The organism is Xanthomonas sp. SHU 199, from assembly GCF_000364665.1.
In the GTDB taxonomy this organism is placed as follows: Bacteria; Pseudomonadota; Gammaproteobacteria; order Xanthomonadales; family Xanthomonadaceae; genus Xanthomonas_A; species Xanthomonas_A sontii.
In genome coordinates, this window is record NZ_AQOI01000275.1 from 1 (window position 1) to 3,314 (window position 3,314).

A 3,314-nucleotide genomic window follows, 5' to 3' on the forward strand; every position below is an offset into this window, starting at 1 on the left:
CTCGTCGGCCAGTTGCGTGGCCAGCGCCTTGAGCGTCGCCGCGCCCTGCGCGACATCGGCCGCGGCGGCCAGCGCGCGCTTGCGGGTCAGCGCGACCACGCCCAGCCCGGCCAGCCACAGGTGCCGCGGATTCAGCCGGTCCGGCCGCAGCGCGGAAGTGGAACGCTTCTTGGTCGCCATCGCACGATCTCCAGAAGGGCCGGCAGTGGCCCCGATGCGCGCCATGCTGGCGCCGGCGGCTTGAGCAAACACACTATCCGCGACCACCCTTGCCACGCGCCGGCGCCCGCGCCATGCTCGGCGCGGACGCCGTGGCCCGGCGCCGCACAGGGAGATCCACATGGCAGCAAAATCGGGCGCGTGGGCGCCGTTTCCGTACGACGCCAAGGCCTACGCCTACGCCGGCGAGGCGCTGAAGAAAGCGTGGCCCAAGCTGCACGCTGGCGACCGCGAACCCTATCCGGACCCGGCACGCGCGCAGGCCCTGCTCGACGCAGCCGGCAAGGCCGGCAAGGGCCACGACGCGCAGACCCTGTCGGCCGCGCTGATCGAGGCCTGGCGGGCGTTCCACCAGGGGCAGTTCCAGCAGGCCTACGAGGCCGGCAAGGCGCTGGGCGTGTTCGGCGCCTCGGTCGCGGTCAAGGCGATCGGCATCCACGCCGGCTATCTGGTCGAGGACGAAAAAGAGCAGTTGCAGCGGCTGCAGCAGGCCGCGACGCTGGCCGAGGCGGCGATCGCCGCGCTGCCGGACGAGGCCAACAGCCACTACCGCCACGCCTTCGCGCTGGGCCGCTACAGCCAGGGCCTGAGCATCGTCAAGGCGCTCAAGCAGGGCATCGCCAGCAAGGTGCGCGCCTCGCTGGAAGCGGCCCTGGAGCTGGAGCCCAAGCATGCCGAGGCGCACATGGCGCTGGCCCTTTACCACGCCGAGATCATCGGCAAGGTCGGCGCGATGATCGGCGGCCTCACCTACGGGGCCAAGGCCGCCACCGCCGAACAGCATATCCAGCAGGCGCTGAAGCTGGTGCCGGACGCGCCGATCGCCCACGTCGAACACGCCAACGTGCTGCTGTTGCTGTACGGCGACAAGCGCGAGGAAGACGCCGCCGCGGCGTTCGAGAAGGCCGCCAAGCTCAAGCCGCGCGATGCGATGGAAGCGCTGGACGCAGCGTTTGCTCGCGATCAGTTGGAGTAGACGCCGGCGCAAGTTGAGCGTATCGCGATGTTTTCTCGTAGGGGCGGCTTCAGCCGCGACAGGCCTTCCGGTGAACGCCTGTCGCGGCTGAAGCCGCTCCGTCGACAAATCACACATGCGTCAACGCACGCACCGCGACGGGATCGGCGTGTTCGCGGCACAAGGCCAATCACACCCTTCCCGCATCCATCCCGTCCCGCCGCCGCGACCCCGCATCGCGACCTCGCAGCGACGGTCCGCATCAGTTTGCCGGCGGCAGCGCGTAGGCGATCACGTAGTCGCCGCGCTTGGTCTCCATGAAGTGATGGCCGGCGGCGACGATGACCAGGTACTCGCGCCCGTCGACCGCGTACACCATCGGCGTGGCCTGGCCGCCGGCCGGCAGCTTGGCCTGCCACAGGGTCTTGCCGCTGGCTAGATCGATCGCGCGGATCAGGTCGTCGGTCGCCGCGGCGATGAAGATCAGCCCGCTGGCGCTGACCACGGCGCCGCCGTTGTTGGGTGTGCCGATCTCGATCGGCAAGCCGGAGTGGATGCCGAACGGGCCGTTGCCGCGCGCACTGCCGAACGGACGGTCCCATAGCGTTTTGCCACTGGCCAGGTCGATCGCACGGATGCCGCCGTAGGGCGGCTGCTTGCACAGCAGCCCGGTGAACGGCAGGCGCCAGCCGGCGTTGACGTTGATCGCGTACGGCGTGCCCGCCTGCGGATCGCCCGCGCCCTCGGCACCGCCGCTGTCGCCACGCACCTGGTCGCGTGGCGCCCAGCCCAGCTTGTCGGCCTTGGCCCGCGGCACCAGCAGGTTGTAGTTGGGCATGTCGTTGTAGTTGGCGACGATCACACCCCGCCGCGGATCCACCGCCACGCTGCCCCAGTCCGAGCCGCCGTTGTAGCCGGGGTACTCGATCGAATGGCGGTCGGCTTCCGGCGGCGTGTAGATGCCCTTGTAGCTGGCACTGCGGAACTGGATTCGGCATACCAGTTGGTCGATCGGGGTCATGCCCCACATGTCGCGCTCGGTCAGGTCGCGCTTGCGCAGCGAGTGGTACAGCGAGAACGGCTGGGTCCTGGCGCGGCGCTGCGGCTCCACACCGCCGCCCGGCACCGCGCGTTCCTCGACCCCGACCAGCGGCGTGCCGGTGCGCCGGTCGAGCACGTACAGCTCGCCCTGCTTGCTCGGCAGCAGCACCGCCGGCACGGTGGTGCCGTCGTGCGGGAAATCCAGCAACGTCGGTTGCGAACCCAGGTCGTAGTCCCACACGTCGATGTGGGTGGTCTGGAAATTCCACACCGGCTTGCCGGTGGTGACGTCCAGCGCGACCAGCGAGGTCGCATAGCGGTCTTCCTGCGGGGTGCGCGAACTGCTCCAGTAGTCGGCCGAGGAATTGCCCATCGGCAGGTACACGTAGCCGAGCTGCTCGTCGCCGGCCGCGCTGGTCCACATGTTGGGCGTACCACGGGTCCAGGTCTGCCCCGGCGGCGGCGCGCCGGTCCAGTCCGGATGGGTCATGTCCCAGGCCCAGCGCAGCGCGCCGGTCACCGCATCGAAGCCCTGGATCACGCCGGACGGCTCGTAGCGCTTCTGTCCGTCCAGCACCTGGTGGCCGGTGACGACGACCCCGCGCACGATGGTCGGCGGCGAATTGATTGAGACATAGCCGGGCGGCGTGGAGCCCATGCCGACGGTGATGTCGACCTGGCCATGCTGGCCGAAGTCCTCGCAGGGCTTGCCGTCGGCCGCATCGACCGCAATCAGGCGTCCGTCCAGGGTGCCTTCGATGATGCGCTGGCGGCAGGCCGTCGACGCCGTAGCCTGAGCGTCGGGCACCGCGTAATAGCTGACGCCGCGGCAGGCGGCGGTATACGGGATCGCCTTGTCCGCCACCTTGGGATCGTAGCGCCAGCGCTCGCGGCCGCTGCGCGCATCCAGCGCGATCATCTGGTTGCGTGCGCTGCACAGGTACAGGCTGTCGCCGATCTTCAGCGGCGTGGTTTCCGCGCCCCAGCGCTTGTCCGGCAGGTCGCCGGTGCGGAAGGTCCAGGCAATGCGCAGCTGCGCCACGTTGTCCGGAGCGATCTGCCGCAGCGGCGTGTAGCGGCTGCCGGCATTGTCGCGGCA

At 69.9% G+C, this 3,314-nt stretch carries 2 protein-coding genes and 1 pseudogene; 1 reads left to right on the forward strand and 2 read right to left on the reverse strand.

Annotated elements, in window-relative coordinates; translation table 11 throughout:
• Nucleotides 1-180: pseudogene (locus D183_RS0110320) on the reverse strand (hypothetical protein); the annotation flags it as partial.
• Between the two features lie 160 nt (nt 181-340).
• On the opposite strand from D183_RS0110320, the gene D183_RS0110325 reads away from it, so the two are divergent.
• Nucleotides 341-1,195 (forward strand): hypothetical protein, encoded by an 855-nt coding sequence (locus D183_RS0110325; protein WP_017908919.1) that lies wholly within the window; start codon nt 341-343, stop codon nt 1,193-1,195.
• A 241-nt stretch (nt 1,196-1,436) separates the two neighbouring features.
• Here D183_RS0110325 and D183_RS0110330 read toward each other — a convergent pair.
• Nucleotides 1,437-3,314, reverse strand: a 1,878-nt coding sequence (locus tag D183_RS0110330; protein ID WP_017908920.1) for a membrane-bound PQQ-dependent dehydrogenase, glucose/quinate/shikimate family, incomplete at its 5' end; no start/stop codon positions are given.

Coding starts and splice junctions, on each gene's coding strand:
- D183_RS0110325 (WP_017908919.1), top strand. CDS start 341: ATGGCAGCAAAATCGGGCGCGTGGGCGCCGTTTCCGTACGACGCCAAG.